Origin of the sequence: Nonomuraea sp. NPDC051191, from assembly GCF_044455665.1 — a bacterium.
Classification (GTDB): domain Bacteria; phylum Actinomycetota; class Actinomycetes; order Streptosporangiales; family Streptosporangiaceae; genus Nonomuraea.
Window position 1 is genome coordinate 433580 of sequence record NZ_JBITEZ010000001.1, and the last position, 22632, is coordinate 456211.

A 22632-nucleotide genomic window follows, 5' to 3' on the forward strand; every position below is an offset into this window, starting at 1 on the left:
GCCATCCAACCCCGGCTGGGCTCTCGGACCGACGGCTGTCCGGCCAGCCAAGACCGCAAGACGCGACTGGCACAACCGTCACCTCCTTCGTCGCCGCCTGGCTCGCTCCGGCGCGCGACCCGCTACCACCCGAACCAATGTTGCAGGCGGCTCGACCTTACCGTGCCCGACGGTCACAAGCTCGGCCGTTCGGGCCCCGCTGGCCCGCAATTGGGACTCCGCCTCGGCGAGCTCGCCGGCGGCCCGCTCGCCCTTCATGGCTATCAGTTCGCCGCCCTCCCGCAGAAGAGGCATGGCCCATTTCAGCAACCGGTCGAGCGGCGCGACCGCCCGAGCACTGGCGACGTCGAACTCCCGCTCCCCCGCCAGGTCCTCCGCCCGCGCGCGCAGCACCTCGACGTTGTCCAGTTTGAGCGCCTCGACGCACTCCTCCAGGAACACGGTACGGCGAAGCAGCGGCTCCAGCAGCGTGACCTCGATGTCCTGACGGACGATGGCCAGGACGAGCCCCGGCAACCCCGCCCCGGAGCCGATGTCCACCAGACGCACCTCCGGCGGCACGGCCTCGGCGACCACCGCGCAGTTGAGCAGGTGACGATCCCAGATGCGCGGCACTTCGCGCGGCCCCAGCAGCCCCCGGACGACACCCGGGCCCGCCAGCATCGCGGCGAACGCGTTCGCGCGGTCCCATGCCTCCCCGGCGAAGACGTCCCGCGCTATGTCCGGCGGCGCCGGAAGCTCTTCGCTCACTGGATGCTGGCCTTTCTCGGTCTCAAATGCTGTTGGTACTCAGGTTGCCTGCTCGGCGGAGGTGCCGGTGGGCGTTCGACGGTAGGTGTCCCGACGTTCTAGGGGCGCTGTCCACCCAAGGCTAGATGTGAGATCACACTGGAAGACTAGCGGGCTGGCATGTAGGTGACCGTCGAGCACGCGCCGCGCGCACCTCTCAATCCCGCCACTGACGCCAACTCCCCAATAAACGATATAAAGCGCACACCCCTCAAAAGACACCCTTACGCGCACCTTCATGGACGAACATCAAGCTCACCGCACAAATGCGCACGTGCCCCTCCGACCGCCCCGAACACGCACACAAACGCACGAAGGCCCCGAAGAACGCTCCGACCACCAACAGTCCGGATCGATCTGCACAGGTCTGGATGTCCGCTCACAAACCCGCTAACCGCCCACACAAGCTCGCCCACCCGCACGTACAGCCATAAATACGGAAACGGCCGCCCATCAGCGCAACCAAGCGCCGACAGACGGCCGAACCGGCTGACAATTCACGTTTCAGGCGGGAAGGACCACCACGTACCGCTGCGGCTCCTCACCCTCGGACTCGCTGCGCAGCCCGGCGGCCGCCACCGCGTCGTGGACGATCTTCCGCTCGAACGGCGTCATCGGGTGCAGCGCCTTCGGCTCGCCCTTCTCCTTGACCTGGATGGCGATCTCGGTGCCGAGCTTGCTCAGCTCGGCCCGGCGCCGCTCGCGGTAGCCGGCGACGTCGAGCATGAGCCGCGACCGCTCCCCGGTCTGCCGGTGGACGGCCAGGCGGGTCAGCTCCTGCAGCGCCTCCAGGACCTCCCCCGCGGGCCCGACCAGCTCGTTGCCCTTGAGCCCCACGACGGAGACCATGGCTCGGTCGCCCTCGACATCCATGTCGATGTCACCGTCGATGTCGGCGATGTCGAGAAGGCCCTCGACGTAGTCGGCAGCGATCTCGCCTTCCTGCTCAAGCGCGTTGAGATCAGGAGCCTTCTCCTGCTCGGCCTCGGTCATGGCCGGCCTCTCCTTCGTGTTCAAGACTTCTTGCTGCCGGTGCGCTTGCTGCGGGACTGGCGGCTGGGCTGCTGCCTAATGATCTTAGGCTCCGGCGGGGCGGGCGGTGCCGCCTCTTCGGGAGTGGTCTTGCGCATCTTGGCCACCAGGCCGGGCTTGGGCGTCACGGGAATGGCGTTGCCCTTGGCGTCGAACTGCGGCATCGGGTGCCGGCTGTAGAACCAGTGCTGCTGGCCCAGCGTCCACAGGTTGGTGGTGACCCAGTAGAGGATCAGGCCCAGCGGGAAGTTGAGGCTGAAGAAGGCGAACAGCGGCGAGATGTACATCAGGATCTTCTGCTGCTGCGCCATGGGGTTGTCCGGCATCTGGGCCATCGAGCGGGTGACGCTCTGCCGGACGGTGAGGAACGTGGTCAGCGAGCTGATCGCCACGAAGAAGCCGATGACGATCTTCTGGGCGATGTCAGGAGCCTCGAAGAACGTGGCCGGCAGGGGCGCGTTGATGATCAGCGCGTGCTTGGCGCTGTCGACCAGCTCCTGCGACATGCCGAACTTGGCCTGGTCGGCGGCGATGGCCCGCAGCACGGTGAACATCGAGATGAAGATCGGGAACTGCGCCACGACGGGGAGGCAGCCACCGAGGGGGTTGGCGCCCGCACCCTGGTACAGCGCCATGACCTCCTGGTTCATGCGCTGCTTGTCGTTCTTGTAGCGCTTGCGGAGCTCCTGGACCTTCGGTGCCAGCTCCTGCATCTTCCGCGAAGACCGCATCTGCTTGAGGAACAGCGGGAAGATGAGGATCCGCATGCAGACGGTCAGCGTGACGATGGTCAGCGCCCAGGTCAACCCGCTGTTGGGGTCGAGGAAAGTGCTGTAGACCTGGTGGATCCAGGTGATGACTTGGGCGACGGCCGTGTACAGCCAATTGAGCCAGGACAGCTCCACCGAGCTAGCTCCCTTGCGTTTCGTGGGACCGGACCGGGCGTGGGGGCACCGGGTCTATACCTCCGGGATGGAATGGGTGGCACCGCCCGATGCGCCGGACAGTCAGCCAAGTGCCGCGCAATGCCCCATGTACGGCAATCGCCTCGAGCCCATACGCGCTGCACGACGGGTAGAACCGGCAGCGTGGACCGAGCATCGGGCTGATGAACGCCCGGTAGAACCGAATGGGGATGATCAGCGCCCGGGCGGCGAGGCCCGGCATCCCTTGCGGCTGCTCCGTCATCTGTGTCCACCCGTCGAGGACTCGCGCCGCCTGAGCAAACGATCCAGCGCGGCGTCGAGCTCGGCGGCCAGTTGCTCGACGCACGCGGACGCGGCCGGTGGATTGGCGCGTACCACCAGCAGGCTACCTCGCGGCAGCCGGTCGAGACGGTCGCGCATCAGGTGTCGGAGCCGTCGTTTGACCTTGTTCCGGGTCACCGCGCCACCAACGGCCTTGCTCACCACGAAACCAACCAGAGGTGTCTCTTCCCCAGAAAAGTTGAGATGCACCACCAGAGTGGGACGACCGGCGCGTTTTCCGCGCCGGACCGCCGCTTCGAATTCGTCCCCGCGCCGCATGCGGGATTGACGGGACAGCACCGTATACGCCTAACGCCCGTCGGCGAGGTACACCGACGGGCCGGACTTCTGGCGCGGGTCGATCAGGCCGACAGCTTCTCGCGGCCCTTGCGGCGACGGGCGGCGAGGATGGCGCGACCGGCCCGGGTGCGCATCCGCAGCCGGAAGCCGTGGGTCTTCGCGCGGCGACGGTTGTTCGGCTGGAAAGTACGCTTGCTCACGGGTGGGCTCCTTGAAGGTGCGCCCAGGGGCGCTTATACACACATGGCTGGCTTGCCGTGGGAGCGAGGGCACGCGAAATAGCCGTCGCGTGGCAAGCCGACCGTCGTACGTTACGGGCCAACGGCCTCCCAGGTCAAACCGAACGGGTTATCCACTGATCCACAGGCGACTTTTCCACCGCCGGGCCCACGTCCACAGTTTGTGCATCCGGGTGCCACTAGGCTGTGGACAACGTCTTGAACACAGCTGTGCACATGGATACTGTCGGCCCTTCTGGACCACCTGAAACACCGTGCACAGCCTGTGGATCTCCTGTGGAGGACCTGGGTACGAAGCCCTGCCGCCACGCTGTGGACGAAGGGGTCGCCGACCGCTCGGGGCGGCCACGGACATGTGGATAAACGATCGCGGGGGGCCGCGAGAGGAAGGAGGGGAGCCGCACCATGAGTGGTGTCGACCTCGGCACGGTATGGGCGAGGGCCCTGGGCAACTTCCTCAACGAGAACGTGCCCATCCAGCAGCGCACCTGGCTGTCGATGGTCCGTCCGATCGCCCTCGCGGACGACACGATCGTGCTCGGTGTCCCCAACGACTTCCTCAAGGACCTCATCGAGGGCAAGTTGCGCCCGCTGGTGGCCCACGCGCTGTCGCAGGAACTCGGGATGACGATGCGGCTGGCCGTGATGATCGACACCACGGCCCCTGAGCAGCCTTTGCCAGACGCCCATCAACAGCCTGTGAATATGCCCTATCCCCAGAGTGTGGATAGCCAGCCGCGTTACACACAGCCGGTGCAACCCCAGCACTACCAGGCATCCGAGCCCCCGCAGTTCTATTCTCCACAGCCTGAGCAGCCATCGGCGTCCACCGAATATCCACAGCCTTCGTTCTCTTTTGAACAGGTGCAGCCGTACACACCGCCTGTGGAGAAAGCGCCGGAGCCGGCGCCGAATCGCTGGGAAGCGAAGAGCAACAAGCCCAGCGAACCGGCCAGACTCAACCAGAAGTACACATTTGAGACATTCGTCATCGGTGCCAGCAATCGGTTCGCGCACGCCGCGGCCGTGGCGGTGGCCGAATCCCCCGCGAAGGCGTACAACCCGCTCTTCATTTACGGCGACTCCGGCCTGGGGAAGACGCACCTGCTGCACGCGATCGGGCATTACGCGCAGAGCCTGTACGACGGCGCCCGGGTGAGATACGTGAGCTCGGAGGAGTTCACCAACGACTTCATCAACAGCATCCGCGACCACAAGGCCGACGGCTTCCGCGGCCGCTACCGGGCGATCGACATCCTGCTTGTGGACGACATCCAGTTCCTGGAGGGCAAGGAGCAGACGCAGGAGGAGTTCTTCCACACCTTCAACACCCTGCACAACGCCAACAAGCAGATCGTCATCTCCAGCGACCGGGCGCCCAAGCAGCTCATCACGCTGGAGGACCGGCTGCGCAACCGGTTCGAGTGGGGCCTGATCACCGACGTCCAGCCGCCCGAGCTGGAGACCCGCATCGCGATCCTGCGGAAGAAGGCCATCCAGGAGGGCCTGGCCGCGCCGCCCGAGGTGCTGGAGTACATCGCGAGCCGGATCTCCACCAACATCCGCGAGCTGGAGGGCGCCCTGATCAGGGTGACCGCGTTCGCCAGCCTCAACAGGCAGGGTGTGGACCTGCAGCTCGCCGAGGTCGTGCTGAAGGACCTGATCACCTCGGAGTCCGACACCGAGATCACGATCGCGGCCATCATGACCGAGACCGCCAACTACTTCGGCATCAGCATCGAAGACCTGTGCGGCACCTCGCGCAGCCGCGCGCTCGTCAACGCCCGGCAGATCGCCATGTACCTGGCGCGCGAGCTGACCGAGCTGTCGCTGCCCAAGATCGGGCAGCAGTTCGGCGGCCGCGACCACACCACCGTGATGCACGCCGAGCGCAAGATCCGGTCGCTCATCGCCGAGCGCAGGTCGATGTACAACCAGGTCAACGAGCTGACAATGCGTATCAAACAGAGCAAGCGTGGATCTTGATGGTCGTACACAGCCTGTGGAAAACACTGTGGACCAGCGGAAACGCAAAATCGGCCCGTCGGTACGACCACCAATGCCGGGAAAAATCCGCCCACAAGGGCTGGGGACGAATCTGGGGACATCCTGAGGAGAACCTGGGGATGACTCGTGGATAACGTGTGGACGGCCTGTGAACAGTCGATCTGGGACTCCAGAAGGCCCCCGCTTACCCCGTGGACAACCTGTGGAAACCTCGTGGATAACCGGTGGATGAACACACCATGATCTGGGGACGGCCTGTGGGCAACGAATCTTCATCCCCAGGCGGCGAAGTTTCCCCCAGGCGTCACCCACACCCTCGGTGGATGAAAATACGGGTGCTGACCTGCGAGGACTTCAGTTGTCCACAGTTCCCACAGCCCCTAGTGTGATGACCTCTTATCTCTCTTACTAAGAAAATCAAAGACCCATAGAGGGGTTCTCCCCGAACCGAGGTGCGGGAGAGTGAACACTTGAATCAACGACGAACCCAGGAGGCTGATCACCGTGATGTTCCGAATCGAGCGAGACGTCCTCGCTGAGGCGGTGGCATGGACGGCACGCAGCCTCCCGGCGCGCCCGTCGGTGCCCGTACTCGCCGGCATGCGGCTGGAGGTGACGGAGGGACAGCAGCTCAAGCTGTCGGGGTTCGACTACGAGGTCTCCGCCGAGGTCACGCTCGAACTCCAGACCGGTGAGGCGGGCGTCGTCCTGGTCTCGGGCAAGCTGCTCGCCGAGATCACCCGCGCGCTTCCCGCACAGCCTGTGGACTTCGTGGTGGAAGGCGCCAAGGCCGTCGTCACGTGCGGCAGCGCGCGTTTCACACTGCTGACCATGCCTGTGGAGGACTACCCGTCGCTCCCGGCCATGCCGCCGGCCGCCGGACGGGTGGGCAGTGACGTGTTCGCCTCGGCCGTCGGCCAGGTCGCCGTCGCGGCGGGCAGGGACGACACGCTGCCGATGCTCACGGGCGTGCGCATGGAGATCGAGGGCGACACCGTCACCCTGGCCGCCACCGACCGCTACCGGCTGGCCGTGCGCGAGCTCAAATGGCAGCCGGGCCAGCCCGACTTCGCCGCCATCGCGATGATCCCGGGCAAGACGCTCGCCGACACCGCCAAGGCACTCGGCACCACCGGCGCCGAGGTGGAGATCGCGCTCAGCTCGGCCGGCGGCACCGGCGAGGGCATGATCGGCTTCTCCAGCGCGGGCCGGCGCACGACGACCCGGCTGCTCGACCCCGAGTTCCCCAAGTACCGCTCGCTGCTGCCGACGGAGTTCTCCGCGCGCGCCGACCTGTCCACAGGCCCGTTCGTCGAGGCGGTCAAGCGCGTGGCCCTGGTCGCCGAGCGCAACACCCCCGTCCGCCTGGCGTTCAGGAGCGGCGAGGTCGTGCTGGAGGCCGGCAGCGGCGACGAGGCGCAGGCCGTCGAGGCACTGCCTGTGGACTACGAGGGCGAGGAGATGAACATCGCCTTCAACCACCAGTTCCTGCTTGAGGGGCTGGGGGCCATAGACTCCGACATCGCACGCCTGCAGATGACGACCTCGACCAAGCCCGCCATCCTCACCGGGGGCAAGCCTGTGGACGAAGGCGCAGGTACGGACTACCGTTATCTGATCATGCCCATCCGCCTGTCGGGCTGATCCCGTCATCGGGGATGATGGAAGCCTGACAAGGGGGTAGAGGAGCGTCATGCAGATCGGCATGGTGGGACTGGGCAAGATGGGCGGCAACATGGCCGAGCGGCTGCGCCGCGGCGGCCATGAGGTGGTCGGTTACGACCGCGACCCTGGCATCAGCGACGTGGCCAGCCTGAAGGAGCTGGTCGAACGGCTGTCCGCGCCGCGCGCGGTCTGGGTCATGGTTCCCGCGGGCAAGCCCACCCAGCAGACGGTCGATGAGCTCGGCGAGCTGCTCGACGAGGGCGACATCGTCGTCGACGGCGGCAATTCACACTATGTGGACGACCAGAAGCACGCCGCCGAGCTGCGCGAGAAGGGCATCGGCTTCGTCGACTGCGGCGTGAGCGGCGGCGTGTGGGGGCTGCAGAACGGCTACGCCCTCATGTGCGGCGGCGAGCAGGCCGACGTCGACCGGCTCATGCCGATCTTCGAGACGCTCAAGCCCGAGGGCGAGGACGGCTTCGTCCACGCCGGTGACGTCGGTGCCGGCCACTTCGCGAAGATGGTCCACAACGGCATCGAGTACGGCATGATGCAGGCTTTCGCCGAGGGCTGGGAGCTTCTGGAGGCGTCCGACGTCGTCAAGGACGTCAGGGGCTCCTTCAGCAGCTGGCGCACCGGCACCGTCATCCGTTCGTGGCTGCTCGACCTGATGGTCCGGGCGCTCGACGACGACGAGCACCTCGACGAGCTCCGCGGTTACGCACAGGACTCCGGCGAGGGCCGGTGGACGGTCCAGGCGGCCGTCGACCACGCCGTGCCGCTGCCGGTGATCACCGCCGCCCTCTACGCGCGGTTCGCCTCGCGCCAGGACGACTCCCCCGCGATGAAGGTCGTCGCCGCGCTGCGCAACCAGTTCGGCGGCCACGCGATCACCTCGACCGAGGGCAGCACCGGCAAGGGCGCCGACTCGCCCGGCGCCGACGTGACCCCGCCGCGCGAAGCCGAGTAGTCCACAGGCGGCCAGGGGAAGCCCGGGGTTTTCCCCAGGACGGCACGCCGGTGACGCGGGCGGCCCCCGCGGCGCACTAACCTTCGTGGGGTGCATGTCGCCCACCTCTCGCTGACCGACTTCAGGTCCTACGCGTCCGTGGAGCTCGGTCTGGAACCGGGCGTCACGGCTCTCGTGGGGCCCAACGGCCAGGGCAAGACCAACCTGGTCGAGGCCCTCGGCTATGTCGCGACGCACTCCAGCCACCGGGTGGCCAACGACGCGCCGCTGGTGCGTCAGGGTGCCGCGCGGGCCATCGTGCGGTGCGCCGTCCACAGGGACGATCGGCGGGCGCTGATCGAGCTGGAGATCAACCCGGGCAAGGCCAACCGGGCGCGGCTCAACCGCTCCCCCGTGTCCAGGCCGCGCGACGTCATCGGCCTGCTGCGCACGGTGCTGTTCGCGCCGGAGGACCTGGCGCTGTCCAAGGGCGACCCGTCCGAGCGCCGCCGTTTCCTCGACGACCTGCTGGTGGCCAGGGCCCCCAGGTTCGCCGGGGTCCGGGCCGACTACGACCGGGTGCTGAAGCAGCGCGGCGCCCTGCTGCGCACGGCCGCGCAGGCCCGCAGAGGCAGCAGGAGCGCCCGGCGGGCCGAGAGTGACACCGCGTTCGCCGCCGCGGGCGCCGGCGACGTGCTGAGCACTCTGGAGGTGTGGGACGCCCACCTTGCCCGGCACGGCGCGGAGCTGTTGCAGGCGCGGCTCGAACTGATCGAGGCGCTGCGCCCGCTGGTCGCCGGGGCCTACTCCGCGCTGGCCCCCACGAGCGCCCCCGCGACGCTGGCCTACCGCAGCACGTTGTCCACAGGTGGGGACGCCGCGGAGGACGAAGTCGCCGGTGAGCGGGGATCTCCCGATGCGCAGACGTTATCCACAGACTTGGGGAAAACCCTTGAACAGCAGCTCCGCGACCGGCTGTTGGAGGTCCGCCAGGCCGAGCTGGAACGGGGGGTCACACTCGTCGGCCCACACCGCGACGACCTGATCCTGGGCCTCGGCGACCTGCCCGCCCGCGGCTATGCCAGCCACGGCGAGTCGTGGTCGTTCGCGCTGGCGCTGCGCCTGGCCGCCTACGACCTGTTGCGGGCCGACGGCGGCGACCCGGTGCTGATCCTCGACGACGTGTTCGCCGAGCTGGACAGCCACCGCAGGCGCAGGCTGGCTGAGATCGTCGCGCCGGCCGAACAGGTGCTGATCACCGCCGCCGTGCCCGACGACGTGCCGAAGGAGCTGGCGGGAGCCCGTTTCGACGTCGCTGAGGGGAGCGTGACCCGTGTCCGATGAGCAGCATAACGCGGCGGCCAGGGGGGCCGCCATGGCGAGGGAGAAGCTGGCGCAGGCCAAGGCCGACGCGGCCAAGCGCGGGCAGCTCCCGCGCCGCGAGCCCAGGCGGAAGGCCGGCCCGCGCCGGGAGGCCGGCGATCCGCAGCTCTTCGGCCGGGCCATCGCCGACCTGCTGGCCGACCGGGGCTGGGAGCGGTCGGCGGCCGTCGGCGCGGTGTTCGGCCGGTGGAAGGAGATCGTCGGCCCCGACCTGGCCGCCCACACCCGGCCGGAGTCGTTCGACGAGGGCGAGGTGCTCATCGCGGCCGATTCCACGGCATGGGCGACGCAGGTCAGACTGCTCGCGCGCACCCTCATCCGCAGGCTGAACGAAGAGCTGGGTGACGGATCGGTGACAAAGGTCAAGGTCAGGGGGCCGCAGAACGCGCCCCGGCCCACAGGGGGATTGCGGGTGACCGGAAGCAGGGGGCCCGGCGACACCTATGGTTAGGCGCCGGGGGCGATCAGACAGCCGCAGACGCGATAAGCCCCCTTTCCGAAGGGGGGATGCTTGAGTGGGGGGCAAAACGAGCTAGGGCGCATCACAGGCGCGTGTATTGCCACCACGGGCTCCGGGAAGCGGTAGAATGAAAAAGGATTCCGGACACGTCCGCTTGCGTGTCACCCCGGCAGCAAGCCGACTCCCCCGGGTGACCGCGCATCGGGGCACTCACGACGGTGACGGGCACGGCAGGGGCAGCATCAGGTTGATGGCCTCCCCCGCCGCGTGTCCGCGGCAGGAGGATTTCGCAGTTGTCCTACGACGCTAGCTCAATCACCGTACTCGAAGGACTTGAGGCGGTTCGCAAACGCCCGGGTATGTATATCGGCTCGACCGGTGAGCGCGGCCTGCACCACCTCGTCTACGAGATCGTGGACAACGCGGTGGACGAGGCGCTGGCCGGTTTCGCCTCCAGGATCGACATCACTCTGCTGGCCGACGGCGGCGTGCGCGTGATCGACAACGGCCGCGGCATCCCCACGGGCATCCACCCCGTGGAGAAGCGCTCGGCCGTCGAGGTCGTGCTGACCACGCTCCACGCGGGCGGCAAGTTCGACAGCCAGTCCTACGCGGTCTCCGGCGGCCTCCACGGCGTCGGCTCGGCCGTCGTCAACGCGCTGTCCACCGCCATGGACGTCGAGGTCAAGCAGAACGGCCACTACTGGCGGCTGAACCTCGTCAACTCCAAGGCGCTGGCCCCGCTGGCCAAGGGCGAGGAGACCGACGAGACCGGCACCACGATCACGTTCTGGCCCGATCCCGGGATCTTCGAGACCACCACCTGGAACTACGAGACGCTCTCGCGCCGCTTCCAGGAGATGGCCTTCCTCAACAAGGGCCTGACGATCACGCTCGCCGACGAGCGTCCCGACCACGTCAACGGCGAGCCCCGCACGGTCGAATACCACTACGAGGGCGGTCTGGCCGACTTCGTCAAGCACCTCAACGCCAAGAAGGAGGCGGCGCACGCGTCGATCATCTCCTTCGAGGAGGAGGGCGACGGCATCGCAGTGGAGATCGCGATGCAGTGGAACAACTCCTACGCGGAGTCGGTGTACACCTTCGCCAACACGATCAACACCGCCGAGGGCGGCACCCACGAGGAGGGCTTCCGCGCGGCGCTGACGACCATCGTCAACCGCTACGCGCGCGAGCAGAAGTTCCTCAAGGAGGGCAAGGACGACAACCTCTCCGGCGAGGACGTCCGCGAGGGCCTGACGGCGATCATCTCGGTCAAGCTGTCCGACCCGCAGTTCGAGGGCCAGACCAAGACCAAGCTGGGCAACACCGAGGCCAAGTCGTTCGTGCAGAAGGCCTGCAACGACCATCTGCGCGACTGGTTCGAGCGCAACCCCGGCGAGGCCAAGGACATCATCAACAAGTCGCTGCAGGCCAGCCGCGCCCGCATTGCGGCCCGCCAGGCCCGCGACCTGACCAGGCGCAAGTCGCTGCTGGAGTCCGGCAGCGGCCTTCCCGGCAAGCTGGCCGACTGCCAGTGGAACGACCCGGAGAAGTGCGAGCTGTTCATCGTCGAGGGCGACTCGGCCGGCGGCTCCGCCAAGGGCGGCCGCGACTCGCGCTTCCAGGCGATCCTGCCCATCCGCGGCAAGATCCTCAACGTGGAGAAGGCGCGGATCGACAAGGTCCTGAAGAACAACGAGGTCCAGGCGCTCATCACCGCTCTGGGCACCGGCGTGCACGACGAGTTCGACATCGCCAAGCTGCGTTACCACAAGGTGATCCTGATGGCCGACGCCGACGTCGACGGCCAGCACATCAACACCCTGCTGCTGACGCTGCTGTTCAGGTTCATGCGGCCGCTGATCGAGGCCGGGCACGTCTACCTGTCGTGCCCGCCGCTCTACAAGATCAAGTGGGACCGGAAGGGCGAGGACGCCTCCTACGCCTACTCCGACGCCGAGCGCGACGCGGTCATCAACGACGGCATCGCGCAGGGCAAGGCAGACCCGCGCCCGCGTGACAACGTCCAGCGCTTCAAGGGCCTCGGCGAGATGAACGCCGGCCAGCTCTGGGAGACCACCATGAACCCGGCGACGCGACTGCTGCGCCTGGTCACGCTCGACGACGCGGCCCAGGCCGACGACCTGTTCAGCGTGCTCATGGGCGAGGACGTCGAGGCGCGGCGTGACTTCATCATCCGCAACGCGCGCGACGTTCGCTTCCTCGACGTTTAAGAAGGACCTGAACCTGTGACGGACGTGAACACCACTCCCCCGGCTGAGCGCATCGAGCCGGTGGACATCCAGTCGGAGATGCAGCGCAGCTACATGGACTACGCGATGTCCGTCATCGTGTCCAGGGCGCTGCCTGATGTGCGCGACGGTCTCAAGCCGGTGCACCGGCGGGTGCTCTACGCGATGTACGACGGTGGCTACCGTCCCGACCGCGGCTACTTCAAGTGCGCCCGCGTCGTCGGTGACGTGATGGGCACCTACCACCCGCACGGCGACACCTCGATCTACGACGCGCTGGTCCGCCTGGCCCAGCCGTGGTCGCTGCGCTACCCCCTGGTCGACGGGCAGGGCAACTTCGGCTCGCCGGGCAACGACCCGGCGGCCGCGATGCGGTACACCGAGTGCAAGCTCGCGCCCATCGCCATGGAGATGCTGCGCGACATCGACAAGGACACCGTCGACTTCCGTCCCAACTACGACGGCAAGTCGCAGGAGCCCGACGTCCTGCCGGCGCGGTTCCCGCAGCTGCTGGTCAACGGTTCGGGCGGCATCGCGGTCGGCATGGCGACCAACATCCCGCCGCACAACCTGCGCGAGGTCTCGGCCGCGGTCCGGTGGTACCTGGAGAACCCGCAGGCCGACGACGAGGAGTTGCTGGAAGCCTCGATCAGGCTGGTCAAGGGGCCCGACTTCCCGACCAGGGCGCTGATCGTCGGGCGCCGGGGCATCGAGGACGCGTACCGCACCGGGCGCGGCTCGATCACCATGCGCGCGGTGGTCGAGGTCGAGGAGGACAAGGGGCGGCAGGCGCTCGTCGTCACCGAGCTGCCGTACCAGGTCAACCCGGACAACCTGGCGCTGAAGATCGCGGAGCTGGTGCGTGAGGGCAAGCTCACGGGCATCGCCGACGTCCGCGACGAGAGCTCCTCGCGGGTCGGCCAGCGTCTGGTGATCGTGCTCAAGCGCGACGCGGTCGCCAAGGTCGTGCTGAACAACCTGTACAAGCACACCCAGCTCCAGGACACCTTCGGCGCCAACATGCTGGCGCTGGTCGACGGCGTGCCGCGCACGCTGCGGCTCGACCAGTTCATCCGCCATTACGTGGCCCACCAGGTCGAGGTCATCGTCCGCAGGACGCGTTACCTGCTGCGCAAGGCCGAGGAGCGCGCGCACATCCTGCGCGGGCTGCTGAAGGCCCTTGAGCGGCTCGACGACGTCATCGCCCTCATCCGGGCCTCGGAGTCGGCCTCGCACGCCCAGCAGGGCCTCATGGGGCTCCTGGAGATCGACGAGGTCCAGGCTCAGGCCATCCTGGACATGCAGCTGCGCAAGCTGGCCGCCCTGGAGCGGCAGTCCATCCAGGACGAGTACGACTCCCTGATGGCCCAGATCGCCGAGTACAACTCGATCCTGGCCAGCGAGGCCCGCCAGCGCGAGATCATCGGCGACGAGCTGGCCGAGGTCGTCAACCGCTTCGGCGACGAGCGCAAGACCGAGATCATCGCCTACGACGGCGACATGTCGATCGAAGACCTCATCGCCGAGGAGGAGATCGTCGTCACGATCACCCGCGGCGGCTACGCCAAGCGCACCCGTACCGACCTCTACCGGGCGCAGAAGCGGGGCGGCAAGGGTGTGCGCGGCGCCCAGCTGCGCCAGGACGACATCGTCGACCACTTCTTCGTCACCACCACGCACCACTGGCTGCTGTTCTTCACGAACAAGGGCCGGGTGTACCGGGTCAAGGCGTACGAGCTGCCTGATGCCGGGCGTGACGCCCGTGGCATGCATCTCGCGAACCTTTTGGCCATGCAGCCCGACGAAACAGTCATGGAAGTTCTCGACCTCCGCGACTACGACGTCGCCCCCTACCTGGTGCTGGCCACGCGCAGCGGCCTGGTGAAGAAGACGCGCCTGTCCGAGTACGACTCCCCCAGGTCGGGCGGTCTGATCGCGATCAACCTGCGCGAGGACGACGAGGTCATCGGCGCCCGCCTGGTCTCCGAGACCGACGATCTGCTGCTCGTCTCCAAGGGCGCGCAGTCGATCAGGTTCACCGCCTCCGACGAGGCGCTGCGGCCCATGGGCCGCGCGACCAGCGGCGTCATCGGCATGAGGTTCCTCGAAGGAGACGAACTTCTCGCCATGAATCGCATCGCCGACGGTCAAGACGTGCTTATCGCCACGAAGGCTGGGTACGCAAAACGGACGCCAGTGGAGCAGTATCCAGTTCAAGGACGTGGCGGTAGGGGCGTGCTGACTGCGAAGATCGTGAGTTCCCGTGGCAAGCTGGTCGGAGCCGTCATGGTCAACCCAGAGGACGAGGTCTTCGCGATCACGTCCGCCGGCGGGGTGATCCGGACGAGTGCCGGCGAGATCAAGCAGTCCGGCCGCCAGACCATGGGAGTGCGATTGATGAACCTCGCCGAAGGCGACAGCGTGGTTGCCCTCGCCCGGAACGCGGAGTCGATGGAGACTCCGGTGGAGAATGAGGAAGACGGGGGAGGAGAGTAAATCATGAGCGCCCAGGGTGGCACCGCCAGAGCCCAGGCGGCGTCGGGTAACGGACAGCAGCCGAAGAAGTCCAACGAGCCGGAAATCTTCAATTCGGTCGACGGCGAGCAGGACAAGACGCCCAGGCCGGGCGCCGCTGCTCAGCCTCGTTCCAAGGACGAGCCGCAGGCGGAGGGCAACGAGACGGTGCGCCTCCGTCCGTCGCTCACCTCCGAGGCGCCTCCGGCCGTCGAGATGCCCAAGAAGAAGTCGTCGAACAACGCGGGGTCCAGGCTTCCCCGCAAGGCACACCTGGTGCTGCGCCGCATCGAGCCGTGGTCGGCCATGAAGTTCAGCTTCGTGGTGTCACTGGTCTGCTTCGTGGTGCTCTTCGTGGCAGTCGCCGTCCTTTACGGCGTGCTGTCGGCTCTGGGGGTGTTCGACTCGCTCGTCGACCTGGTCAACCAGCTCGGCAAGGGCGAGCAGGGACAGAGCTCGATCCCGATCAACATCGCCTCGTGGTTCGAGCCGGTGCGGATCCTCGGCTACACCGCGCTGATCGGCGCCGTGAACGTGGTGCTGATCACCGCTCTGTCCACGCTGGGCGCGGTCATCTACAACATCGCGTCCGACCTGGTCGGGGGCGTTGAGGTGACGTTCAGCGAGGCCGAATAGCAGGTTCGGGCGGGGGCTCGTGCCGTACCGGGATGGCTGGTACGGCACGAGCAGCCCGTCGGACACGGTAAGCTTTTCTCGTCCGAACAACCGGTTCGCCTCCATCAGGCGAATGCGATACGGTTCGGTGTGCGGGGCTATAGCTCAGACGGTTAGAGCGCTTCCCTGATAAGGAAGAGGTCCCAGGTTCAAGTCCTGGTAGCCCCACCCAGCTCCGAGGCCATTTCCCATCAAGGGAAGTGGCCTTTTTGGTCTTCCGGGTGACTAAAGTCGTATCTCGTTCGAAGGTCACGAGTTACAGCCGGAACACTGAGCCTCCCCGTCCCGAGGTCCGCCCGGAGGATGAGCGGTTGTGGGTCCCAGGGATATGGGTGATGAAGCACCGCGCACTGTTGTGTTGGATGGGTGCCATCCTTCTGTCCACCCTTCCTAACTGGGCTTCGTTGCCAGTGGATACAGAGATCTACATCTGCGCCTATTTGGACACCGAGGGTGGATACACGGGTCGTGATGTGCTCGGCCTGGGCTTCAGCGCGATGGCCACGCTCCTTCCCCTTACCTTGGTGGTGCTGGCCGTGGCCGCACGGCGATCACTGCCCCGGAGGCGCCGGCTCCTCGCCTGGATAGGAGCGGGCGGAGCATTCGCGACAGCCGCTTATTACGCGCTGTCGACCATTGCGTTTTTCTCCCCCTACTGCCCTGAGGGCTCGCAGGGGCCTGGGTTCGTGATCCCGCTCTATGGCGCTGTTGCTGCGCTCGTCCTGACCGCCGGCGCGACCCGGGCCGGAGACAAGCCCAACGCGGACGCCGAGACTCGGTCATGAACAGTGCTTAAGCCTGGGGGAAGATCTGGTCCATTGCTTCGGCACCTTCCAGCAGCACTGGGTGGAGCTGCTTCCGGTAGACCTTCTCCGTCACCACCGTAGCGTCTCCGTGCTCAGGACCTTCGCCTTGGCTGCCAGCCAGCGGTCCACGTCGTCGGCGGACAGCTCGCGGAGCTCGCGAGCGTCCAACGCGGAGATCACGTGCTGTTCGGCCAGGATGCGACGGTTGGTGACCGTGGAAGCCTCCCGACCGCTCAACCCGATCTCCAGCCAGTCCCGTACGGCGTCGCCCACGGTGTAGTTGTGCGCCGCCGTGGTCAGGCCGTCGTCGTAGTCCCTGATGATCTCCTTGAGCTTCACTGGGCTTCGGTCTTGGTCTTGCCGCCGGCCTTCTTGACGATGCGCTTTCCGGCCGGGGTGTAGCCGACCGTCACCGAGGCGATCCAGCGCTCCCGTGCCTCGTCCCAGTGCAGGCCGCCGTCTCCCCGGCTGCGTCGTGCGCTCATGATGCCCTCGCTTCCTGTTCGAGTAGCTTCGACGGTCCGTAGGATCGGTCGCGTGGGGATGTACGTCTCGGTGCGCGGGTGGATCGAGCTGGACTTCGCTCAGAGGCCGGACGCCGAACGCATCATCGGGGACGACCCCTACTCCGGCGGCTGGGGATGGCCGGCGAAGCCGTTCAACTGGACGCTCTACCTGTTCTACGGAGGTGACGTCAGGGAGGGCGCGCTCCACGAGATCCGGGCCCAGGTCGAACAGCTGGCGGCCCTGCCGCCGGTCGATGAGGACGGCGATCGCCCGCGAGGCGTCTTCGTGGTCACCGACGAGCGTGGGCAGGCACGATGCTGGCACGTTCGCGACGGTGTGGTTCTCGACGTGCCGGCGCCGGATTTCACATGGTTGGCGATTTAGGACCGGGCCTGGTCGAGGTGAATTCGGGGATTATGCGGTTCGAGTGGTGGCAGAATTTCGCGGATGTCGGGGTCTGGGTCGTTGTGGCGGCAGCGGGATTTCGTGCTTCTATGGAGCAGCCAGACCACCAGTTCGCTCGGGAATGAGATCTCCTATCTGGCGTTACCGCTGGTCGCGGGGCTTTTGCTGAATGCGTCTCCCGTGGAGCTCGGGCTGCTGACGGCGGCGCGCAGGTTGCCGGTGTTGTTCGCGTCGTTGCCGGCGGGGGCTCTGAGTGATCGGTGGCGGAAGCGGCCGGTGATGATCGTCACGTTCCTGGTCTCCGGGGTGGCGATGGCGACCGTGCCGGTGGCGGCCGTGGCCGGAGGGCTCACGTTGTGGCAGCTCTACGGGGTGGCGCTGGTCGTCGCGACGTGTGAGGTGTTCTTCACGCCGGCCTACCAGACGTACCCGCTGACGCTGCTCGGGCCGGAGCGGTTGATGGCGGGGAACGCCAAGCTCACCAGCACGGTCACGGTGGCGGGGATGGTGGGGCAGCCGGTCGGCGGCGTGCTGATCTCGCTGTTCGGGCCGGCCAAGGCGGTGCTCGCCGACGCGCTCTCCTACCTCGGCGGCGCGCTCGCGCTCGCGCTGATCCGGGCTCCGGAGGCCAGGCCGGAGCGGAGGGAGCGGGACCCTCGGCTGCGGGCGCAGATCGGGGAGGGGCTGCGGTACGTCGTGCGTCATCGCGTGATCGGGCCGCTCGTGCTCTACATGGCCACGGTGAGCTTCTGCATCGCCGGGCTGAGCGCGCTGGAGGTCAACTACGTGGTGCGGGAGCTCGGCTGGTCGGGCCTGGCCACCGGCCTGGTGTTCGGGGTGAGCATGGCCGGTGGGCTGGCGGCCGGGGCGATCGCGGGGCCGCTCACCGACCGGTACGGCATGCCGCGCGTGCTGCTCGGGGCCGCCTTCGCGTACCCGTTGTGCAGCGGGTCGATCGGGCTGGTGGGGCCGGGGGCGGCGGGGCAGGTCGTGGTGGGCGTCTCGTGGACGTTGCTGATCATCGTCACGCTCGTCTTCCAGAGCACCCAGCGCAGCCTGCGGCAGCTTCTGACGCCCAAGGAGATGCAGGGCCGGCTGGCGGCCACGTCCCGCTGGCTCACCTGGGCGGCCACGCCGGTCGGCGCGGTCCTCGCCGGGGCGCTGGCCGGTGGGATCGGCATGCGGGGCACCCTTCTGGTGTTCTCCGCCGGGATGCTGGCCGGTCCGGTGGTGATGTGGTGCTCGCCGTTGCGCACGTCCCGGCGGGAGATCGATCGGGACGTGCGGACGGCGGCAGCGGCGGGGTAGCGGCTCGGCAGGCGGCCGGTCACAGGGCGAAGAGCAGGGCGGCGCTCACGAGGACGGCGACGGCGGTCGCGAAGTGCACGCCGAACGCGACCGCCTTGGTGCCCCCGTTGCGAAGCACGATCAGGGTGTCGCCCAGGGGCAGCAGCGCGACGATCAGCATGTACCAGGCCTCCGCCTGGGCGCCGGCGAAGGCCAGCAGGGCCAGGCCGAGCAGCCCGTACGCGCCGTCGCGCAGGCCCTTGATGGTCAGGTAGGCGCTGTCACCGTCCTGCTTGGCGGGGACGCCGTAGCCGGCGGCGGCGGCGCGCGGGACGAACAGGAAGCGAGCGCCGATCAACAGGACCATCAGGTTGAGGACGATGGCGAGGCCGTAGGCAATGGTGGTGAGCATGTCCGTCTCCAGAAAGCTAGCGGTGCTAGGAACGAGGATGACGCTAGCAGAACGATGACAGATGCGCTAGCGGTGCTAGAGTCGAGAGCATGACGATCCAGGCGCGCCGGGAGCGCGAGCGTGCGGAACGCGAGAAACTGATCATCACCGTCGCCTGCGAGCTGGCCGAGGCCGAGGGCTGGGAGGCGGTGACCACGCGGCGGCTGGCCGAGCGCATCGAGTACAGCCAGCCGGTGCTCTACAGCCATTTCAAGGGCAAGGGCGCGATCATGGCGGCCGTCGCCGTCGAGGGATGCGCCGTCCTCGCGGAGGAGCTGCGCGAGGCCCGCACCGCGGCTCCCGATGCCGGCAGTGCGCTCGCGGCCGTCGGCGCGGCCTACACGGCGTTCGCCGAGCGGCGTCCGGCGCTCTACGACGTCATCTTCAGCCTGAGCGTCGATCTGCCGTTCGCGACGCCGCAGGCTCCCGCGGCCCTGCATGCGGCGTTCGGCGAGCTGGTCGAGGGGCTTCGCCCGCACGCCGGTGAGGAGGACCTGCCCCTGCTCGCCGAGACCTTCTGGGCCGCGCTGCACGGGCTGGTCACGCTCACGAGGGGCAAGCGGCTGCCGCGGGAGCACCACGACCGCCGGCTTGAGCTGCTTCTGAGGCGGTTCGTGGCCTGACGGTTTGACCTTGTCACTGGCGTCAACGATTACCCTCGTCGCCCGCCCATCGACCGGAACGGACGACCACACCCATGAGCACGTCCCGCACCACCCTGCTCGACCTGGACCAGAGCTTCTTCGACGCCCTGGTGGCCAACGACCACGACCGCCTGAACGACCTGCTGACGGACGACTTCGTCCTGGTGGGGGTCGAGGACGGGGCGGTCGCCGGGAAGGGCGTCCTGCTCGATCTGGTGGCTTCTGGAAGCCTTCGGTTCCCGAAGATTGATTCGTTCCCGGACGAGGCGATCGTGCGGGTCATCGGGCAGGTGGGGATCGTCGTGGGGCGTACCGGGATGAACTTCACGAACCCCGATGGCAGCACGTTCAGCGCCGGGAGCCGGTACACGCACGTGTACGCGTCCGGGGGCGACGGGAGCTGGCGGCTCGTCTCGGCACAGGGCACCGCCATCAAGCCGTGAACAGGGCCTGCCGAACGGTCAGCTGGTCGGCTTGTGCCATTCTGCGGTGACCTTGAGGTGCGCCTCGCCCGTCGACTCGGCGACGACCACGCCGGCCTTGGCGGTGAGCTTCATCCCGAACTCCACCGCGATCACGTCCGGCGGCTCCGGGCATGATCGCATGCGGCGCAGGACGTCGGTGGCGAAGGTCTGGACGCGCTGGAGCCCCGCGCCCAGCGTCTCGGGCATGCGTTCGACGGTCGCGCGCGCCCGTCCGGCGGGGAGCGGCTCGTCGCCGGGCCGCTCGTCGACCTCCACGAGCACGGTGCCGCCGTCGTCGAGGGGAACCTCAAGGAAGTAGCGCACGGTGGGCCTCCTGTCCTGGGACAAGAGCAAGCATGCTGGACGGGTCCGCCCGGCGGTGGCTCTTTCGCCGCGGCGGTGCTACCGGCGGCCTGTGGACGGGCTCTCCGGCGGAAAGTTATCCACAGGATGGGGACGGTTGTCCACAGCAGTGGAGAAGTCTGAAATCATTGACATGATGTACAGAGTGTTTTACATTCCCTACTTGTGATGTCGTACGAGGAAAAGGGTGCCTGGGTCTATCTCGTGGCGACGGTGGGCACCTACGTGGCCTACGTCATCGTCATCCTGGGCAGGGCCGGCGGCGGTCCGCTCAGCGCCGTCCCCTACGTCGCGCCGATGGTGTGGGCGATCGGCATAAGCATCGGCCTGTCGATCGCGGGCCGTATCGTGGTCGAGATCGTGAAGCCCAGCGAGAGTCACCAGAGCGACGTGCGAGACAGGGAAATCAACCGTTCCGCCCAACATGTCGGGGGCGTTGTCCTAGGGGTCTCCATGATGGTCCCCCTTGGTCTGACCATGGCGGAAGCCGACCACTTCTGGATCGCCAACGCCATCTACGCGGCACTCGTCCTGTCCGCCCTGGTAGCCACCCCGCTGAGGCTCATCGCCTATCGGAGGGGCCTGTAGGGATGGGCAAGCCGACCAAGGTCACCAATTCCATCAGGACTCTGCGGTTCACGCACGGCGAGATGACACAGGCCGAACTGGCCCAGCGGATCGGCGTCACGCGGCAGACCGTCATCGCCATCGAGCAGGGCCGCTATTCACCCTCTCTTGAGGTGGCCTTTCAGATCGCCAGGGTGTTCCGGGTACCTCTGGACGACGTCTTCCAGTATCCGGACCCCGAAGGCTAGTTATCCACAGGCGCGTCGGTTTTCCACAGGCTGTCGAGAGCGGCGGCGACGGCCGCGATGGAGTCGTGCGCGGAGCGGATGCGGGCGGTCTGGGCCTCGTCCGTCCAGCCGAGTCGCAGGCCCTCCTCGGCCAGCGCGTCGAACGCCGTGAACGCGGCCAGCTTCTGGCGCAGCACCTTCGACCAGGCGTCGTCCTCGATCCGGTAGAAGACGTTGCGCTCCCCCGGTCTGCGGAGCTTGTGGACGAGCCGGATCGACGTCAGGAGCTGCATGGTCGTCGTCAGCGACGCGCGGCTCGCGCCGATGGCGTCGGCGATGTCGGACGCGGCCTGCGCGGGCGGGTCGCAGACCATGAGCCAGCCCAGGACGCGGCCGGTGATCGGAGCCAGACCCCACTCCTCGGAGACGAAGTCCGCCACCCGCTCGACCCAGTCGAGCACCTGCTCCCGGCCGGGGCCGTCCGGCGCCTCCATGTAAGACCTCCCCTTGCGTCGCGATCCCAGCCGACATCACTCTTCGCGAGCTGTCAAATACCGGGAGTGGCGACGGCGGGCTGCTCATGCTGAATCCGTGATCGCTGTCATGCTGCTGCTCCCCCTGGTCCTGCCCGAGCCGACCTCGGTCGTCCGGGCGCGGGGTGAGGGCCTGGATCACGGTGAAGCACCACTACGGGCTGACCGTCACCCACCGGGAGAAGCGGGCCCTCATCCGCATGCTGCGCACCTGCTTCAGCGCCCTGCCATCCTCCTGAGCTGCTGCTCCCTGGCTCCGGCGTCGCCCGGCAGGTCGCGTTCGGCCAGCAGGGCGGCCACCCGTTCGCGGGCCTCGGCAGGGTAGTGGCCGTCGTACTTGAACTTGGCGCGCACCTCCACCACCGCCAGGCGCAGCCCGCGCAGGCCGGGCAACTGCCGGTGGTACGGACCCTCGCCGGCCGCGACGACGCCGTGGGCGCCGTCGGGCTGGAAGTGGGCGAGCTGGCGGCGCAGGATCTCCGCCTTGGCCTCGGGGTCGTCCACCGTCTCGGCCCGGCAGGTGAGCTGGACGGAGGCGTAATAGCTGGTGGGCACGCCGGTCTCGGGGTCGCCCTTCCGCCAGCCGCCGGGGATGTAGGCGTAGTCGTCGTGCACGCTCAGCAGGACCAGCGGATCGCGCTCGATCGCCGCCCACACGGGGTTGGGCCTGGCCAGGTGGAGCAGCACCTCCGTGCCGCCGTCGAAGAGGAAGTGGGTGGGGACGACCACGGGCGGGCCGCCGTCGTGGCCGTTGGCGGCGAGCTGGCCGAAGTCGCGGGTGGCCAGCCAGGCCCGCCACTCGTCGTCGTCGCGTGCCGCGTCCCAAGGATGGATGAGCACGTGAAACCCTCCCGTCGGGGTTT

The 22632-nt window shown here is 67.6% G+C and carries 27 protein-coding genes and 1 tRNA gene; 16 read left to right on the forward strand and 12 right to left on the reverse strand.

The annotated features are described in order from the left end of the window. Positions 1-78 precede the first annotated feature (78 nt). The 6 genes from rsmG to rpmH all read right to left on the reverse strand — a co-directional run bounded on the left by rsmG (position 79) and on the right by rpmH (position 3568). Entirely contained in the window at positions 79-750 is a 672-nt protein-coding gene (gene rsmG / locus ACIA8R_RS01945; protein ID WP_357693314.1) for a 16S rRNA (guanine(527)-N(7))-methyltransferase RsmG, read from the reverse strand. A gap of 543 nt (positions 751-1293) precedes the next feature. Then, the gene (locus tag ACIA8R_RS01950; RefSeq protein ID WP_357693312.1) at positions 1294-1782 is read right to left on the reverse strand and encodes a R3H domain-containing nucleic acid-binding protein; all 489 of its coding nucleotides are present in this window, start codon (positions 1780-1782) and stop codon (positions 1294-1296) included. 20 nt (positions 1783-1802) lie between these two features. After that, positions 1803-2726: a membrane protein insertase YidC gene (gene yidC / locus ACIA8R_RS01955; RefSeq protein ID WP_357693310.1), complete on the reverse strand. Its 924-nt coding sequence runs from the start codon at positions 2724-2726 to the stop codon at positions 1803-1805. A gap of 4 nt (positions 2727-2730) precedes the next feature. After that, entirely contained in the window at positions 2731-2988 is a 258-nt protein-coding gene (yidD, locus tag ACIA8R_RS01960) for a membrane protein insertion efficiency factor YidD (RefSeq protein WP_352322972.1), read from the reverse strand. 17 nt (positions 2989-3005) lie between these two features. Continuing rightward, a complete protein-coding gene (gene rnpA, locus ACIA8R_RS01965) occupies positions 3006-3368 on the reverse strand; it encodes a ribonuclease P protein component (protein WP_357693308.1) in 363 nt (120 codons plus the stop codon). Positions 3369-3430: 62 nt separating this feature from the next. Further along, positions 3431-3568 (reverse strand): 50S ribosomal protein L34, encoded by a 138-nt coding sequence (rpmH, locus tag ACIA8R_RS01970; RefSeq protein WP_043614899.1) that lies wholly within the window; start codon positions 3566-3568, stop codon positions 3431-3433. Positions 3569-4012: 444 nt separating this feature from the next. On the opposite strand from rpmH, the gene dnaA reads away from it, so the two are divergent. The 10 genes from dnaA (at position 4013) to ACIA8R_RS02020 (ending at position 16300) form a co-directional block, all read left to right on the forward strand. Next, positions 4013-5593: a chromosomal replication initiator protein DnaA gene (dnaA, locus tag ACIA8R_RS01975; RefSeq protein ID WP_397035968.1), complete on the forward strand. Its 1581-nt coding sequence runs from the start codon at positions 4013-4015 to the stop codon at positions 5591-5593. Positions 5594-6118: 525 nt separating this feature from the next. Continuing rightward, a complete protein-coding gene (dnaN, locus tag ACIA8R_RS01980; RefSeq protein ID WP_357693304.1) occupies positions 6119-7258 on the forward strand; it encodes a DNA polymerase III subunit beta in 1140 nt (379 codons plus the stop codon). A gap of 49 nt (positions 7259-7307) precedes the next feature. Next, positions 7308-8249, forward strand: coding sequence for a phosphogluconate dehydrogenase (NAD(+)-dependent, decarboxylating) (gnd, locus tag ACIA8R_RS01985; RefSeq protein WP_364083562.1), 942 nt, complete (start codon positions 7308-7310; stop codon positions 8247-8249). 90 nt (positions 8250-8339) lie between these two features. Continuing rightward, positions 8340-9572, forward strand: coding sequence for a DNA replication/repair protein RecF (gene recF, locus ACIA8R_RS01990; RefSeq protein ID WP_397035970.1), 1233 nt, complete (start codon positions 8340-8342; stop codon positions 9570-9572). Positions 9573-9603: 31 nt separating this feature from the next. Next, complete coding sequence (locus ACIA8R_RS01995; protein WP_397035972.1) at positions 9604-10062, forward strand: DUF721 domain-containing protein; 459 nt, start codon at positions 9604-9606, stop codon at positions 10060-10062. A 302-nt stretch (positions 10063-10364) separates the two neighbouring features. Beyond that, positions 10365-12308: a DNA topoisomerase (ATP-hydrolyzing) subunit B gene (gene gyrB / locus ACIA8R_RS02000; protein ID WP_364083556.1), complete on the forward strand. Its 1944-nt coding sequence runs from the start codon at positions 10365-10367 to the stop codon at positions 12306-12308. Between the two features lie 15 nt (positions 12309-12323). Further along, entirely contained in the window at positions 12324-14822 is a 2499-nt protein-coding gene (gene gyrA / locus ACIA8R_RS02005; protein WP_364083553.1) for a DNA gyrase subunit A, read from the forward strand. A 3-nt stretch (positions 14823-14825) separates the two neighbouring features. After that, positions 14826-15476, forward strand: a complete 651-nt coding sequence (locus ACIA8R_RS02010) for a DUF3566 domain-containing protein (RefSeq protein ID WP_357693295.1) — start codon at positions 14826-14828, stop codon at positions 15474-15476. A gap of 133 nt (positions 15477-15609) precedes the next feature. Beyond that, a tRNA-Ile gene (locus tag ACIA8R_RS02015) sits at positions 15610-15683 on the forward strand. Between the two features lie 167 nt (positions 15684-15850). Then, the gene (locus ACIA8R_RS02020) at positions 15851-16300 is read left to right on the forward strand and encodes a hypothetical protein (protein WP_397035975.1); all 450 of its coding nucleotides are present in this window, start codon (positions 15851-15853) and stop codon (positions 16298-16300) included. A 90-nt stretch (positions 16301-16390) separates the two neighbouring features. Here ACIA8R_RS02020 and ACIA8R_RS02025 read toward each other — a convergent pair whose 3' ends face one another. Continuing rightward, positions 16391-16660: a hypothetical protein gene (locus tag ACIA8R_RS02025; protein ID WP_364083547.1), complete on the reverse strand. Its 270-nt coding sequence runs from the start codon at positions 16658-16660 to the stop codon at positions 16391-16393. Continuing rightward, entirely contained in the window at positions 16657-16806 is a 150-nt protein-coding gene (locus ACIA8R_RS02030; RefSeq protein ID WP_364083544.1) for a hypothetical protein, read from the reverse strand. The genes ACIA8R_RS02025 and ACIA8R_RS02030 overlap by 4 nt, the downstream gene beginning before the upstream one ends. A gap of 52 nt (positions 16807-16858) precedes the next feature. Between ACIA8R_RS02030 and ACIA8R_RS02035 the strand changes: the two genes are divergently transcribed. Next, complete coding sequence (locus tag ACIA8R_RS02035) at positions 16859-17212, forward strand: hypothetical protein (protein ID WP_397035978.1); 354 nt, start codon at positions 16859-16861, stop codon at positions 17210-17212. A 63-nt stretch (positions 17213-17275) separates the two neighbouring features. Then, positions 17276-18541: an MFS transporter gene (locus ACIA8R_RS02040; RefSeq protein ID WP_397035980.1), complete on the forward strand. Its 1266-nt coding sequence runs from the start codon at positions 17276-17278 to the stop codon at positions 18539-18541. 19 nt (positions 18542-18560) lie between these two features. Here the strand turns inward: ACIA8R_RS02040 and ACIA8R_RS02045 are convergent, their stop codons facing one another. Next, positions 18561-18932, reverse strand: coding sequence for a DUF4267 domain-containing protein (locus ACIA8R_RS02045; protein ID WP_364083536.1), 372 nt, complete (start codon positions 18930-18932; stop codon positions 18561-18563). 89 nt (positions 18933-19021) lie between these two features. On the opposite strand from ACIA8R_RS02045, the gene ACIA8R_RS02050 reads away from it, so the two are divergent. Both ACIA8R_RS02050 and ACIA8R_RS02055 read left to right on the forward strand, forming a co-directional pair. Then, positions 19022-19594, forward strand: coding sequence for a TetR/AcrR family transcriptional regulator (locus ACIA8R_RS02050; RefSeq protein WP_397035982.1), 573 nt, complete (start codon positions 19022-19024; stop codon positions 19592-19594). 74 nt (positions 19595-19668) lie between these two features. After that, complete coding sequence (locus ACIA8R_RS02055; RefSeq protein ID WP_364083530.1) at positions 19669-20058, forward strand: nuclear transport factor 2 family protein; 390 nt, start codon at positions 19669-19671, stop codon at positions 20056-20058. A gap of 18 nt (positions 20059-20076) precedes the next feature. On the opposite strand, the gene ACIA8R_RS02060 is transcribed toward ACIA8R_RS02055, so the two are convergent. Continuing rightward, on the reverse strand, positions 20077-20403 hold the full coding sequence (locus tag ACIA8R_RS02060; RefSeq protein ID WP_397035984.1) for a CU044_2847 family protein: 327 nt from the start codon (positions 20401-20403) through the stop codon (positions 20077-20079). A gap of 207 nt (positions 20404-20610) precedes the next feature. Between ACIA8R_RS02060 and ACIA8R_RS02065 the strand changes: the two genes are divergently transcribed. Next, on the forward strand, positions 20611-21030 hold the full coding sequence (locus ACIA8R_RS02065; protein WP_364083524.1) for a hypothetical protein: 420 nt from the start codon (positions 20611-20613) through the stop codon (positions 21028-21030). A 2-nt stretch (positions 21031-21032) separates the two neighbouring features. Then, positions 21033-21257, forward strand: coding sequence for a helix-turn-helix transcriptional regulator (locus ACIA8R_RS02070; protein WP_357693278.1), 225 nt, complete (start codon positions 21033-21035; stop codon positions 21255-21257). On the opposite strand, the gene ACIA8R_RS02075 is transcribed toward ACIA8R_RS02070, so the two are convergent. Next, positions 21254-21730: a transcriptional regulator gene (locus tag ACIA8R_RS02075; protein ID WP_364083521.1), complete on the reverse strand. Its 477-nt coding sequence runs from the start codon at positions 21728-21730 to the stop codon at positions 21254-21256. The genes ACIA8R_RS02070 and ACIA8R_RS02075 overlap by 4 nt on opposite strands. Before the next feature lie 255 nt (positions 21731-21985). Next, complete coding sequence (locus tag ACIA8R_RS02080; RefSeq protein WP_397035987.1) at positions 21986-22609, reverse strand: FMN-binding negative transcriptional regulator; 624 nt, start codon at positions 22607-22609, stop codon at positions 21986-21988. Between the last annotated feature and the right edge of the window lie 23 nt (positions 22610-22632).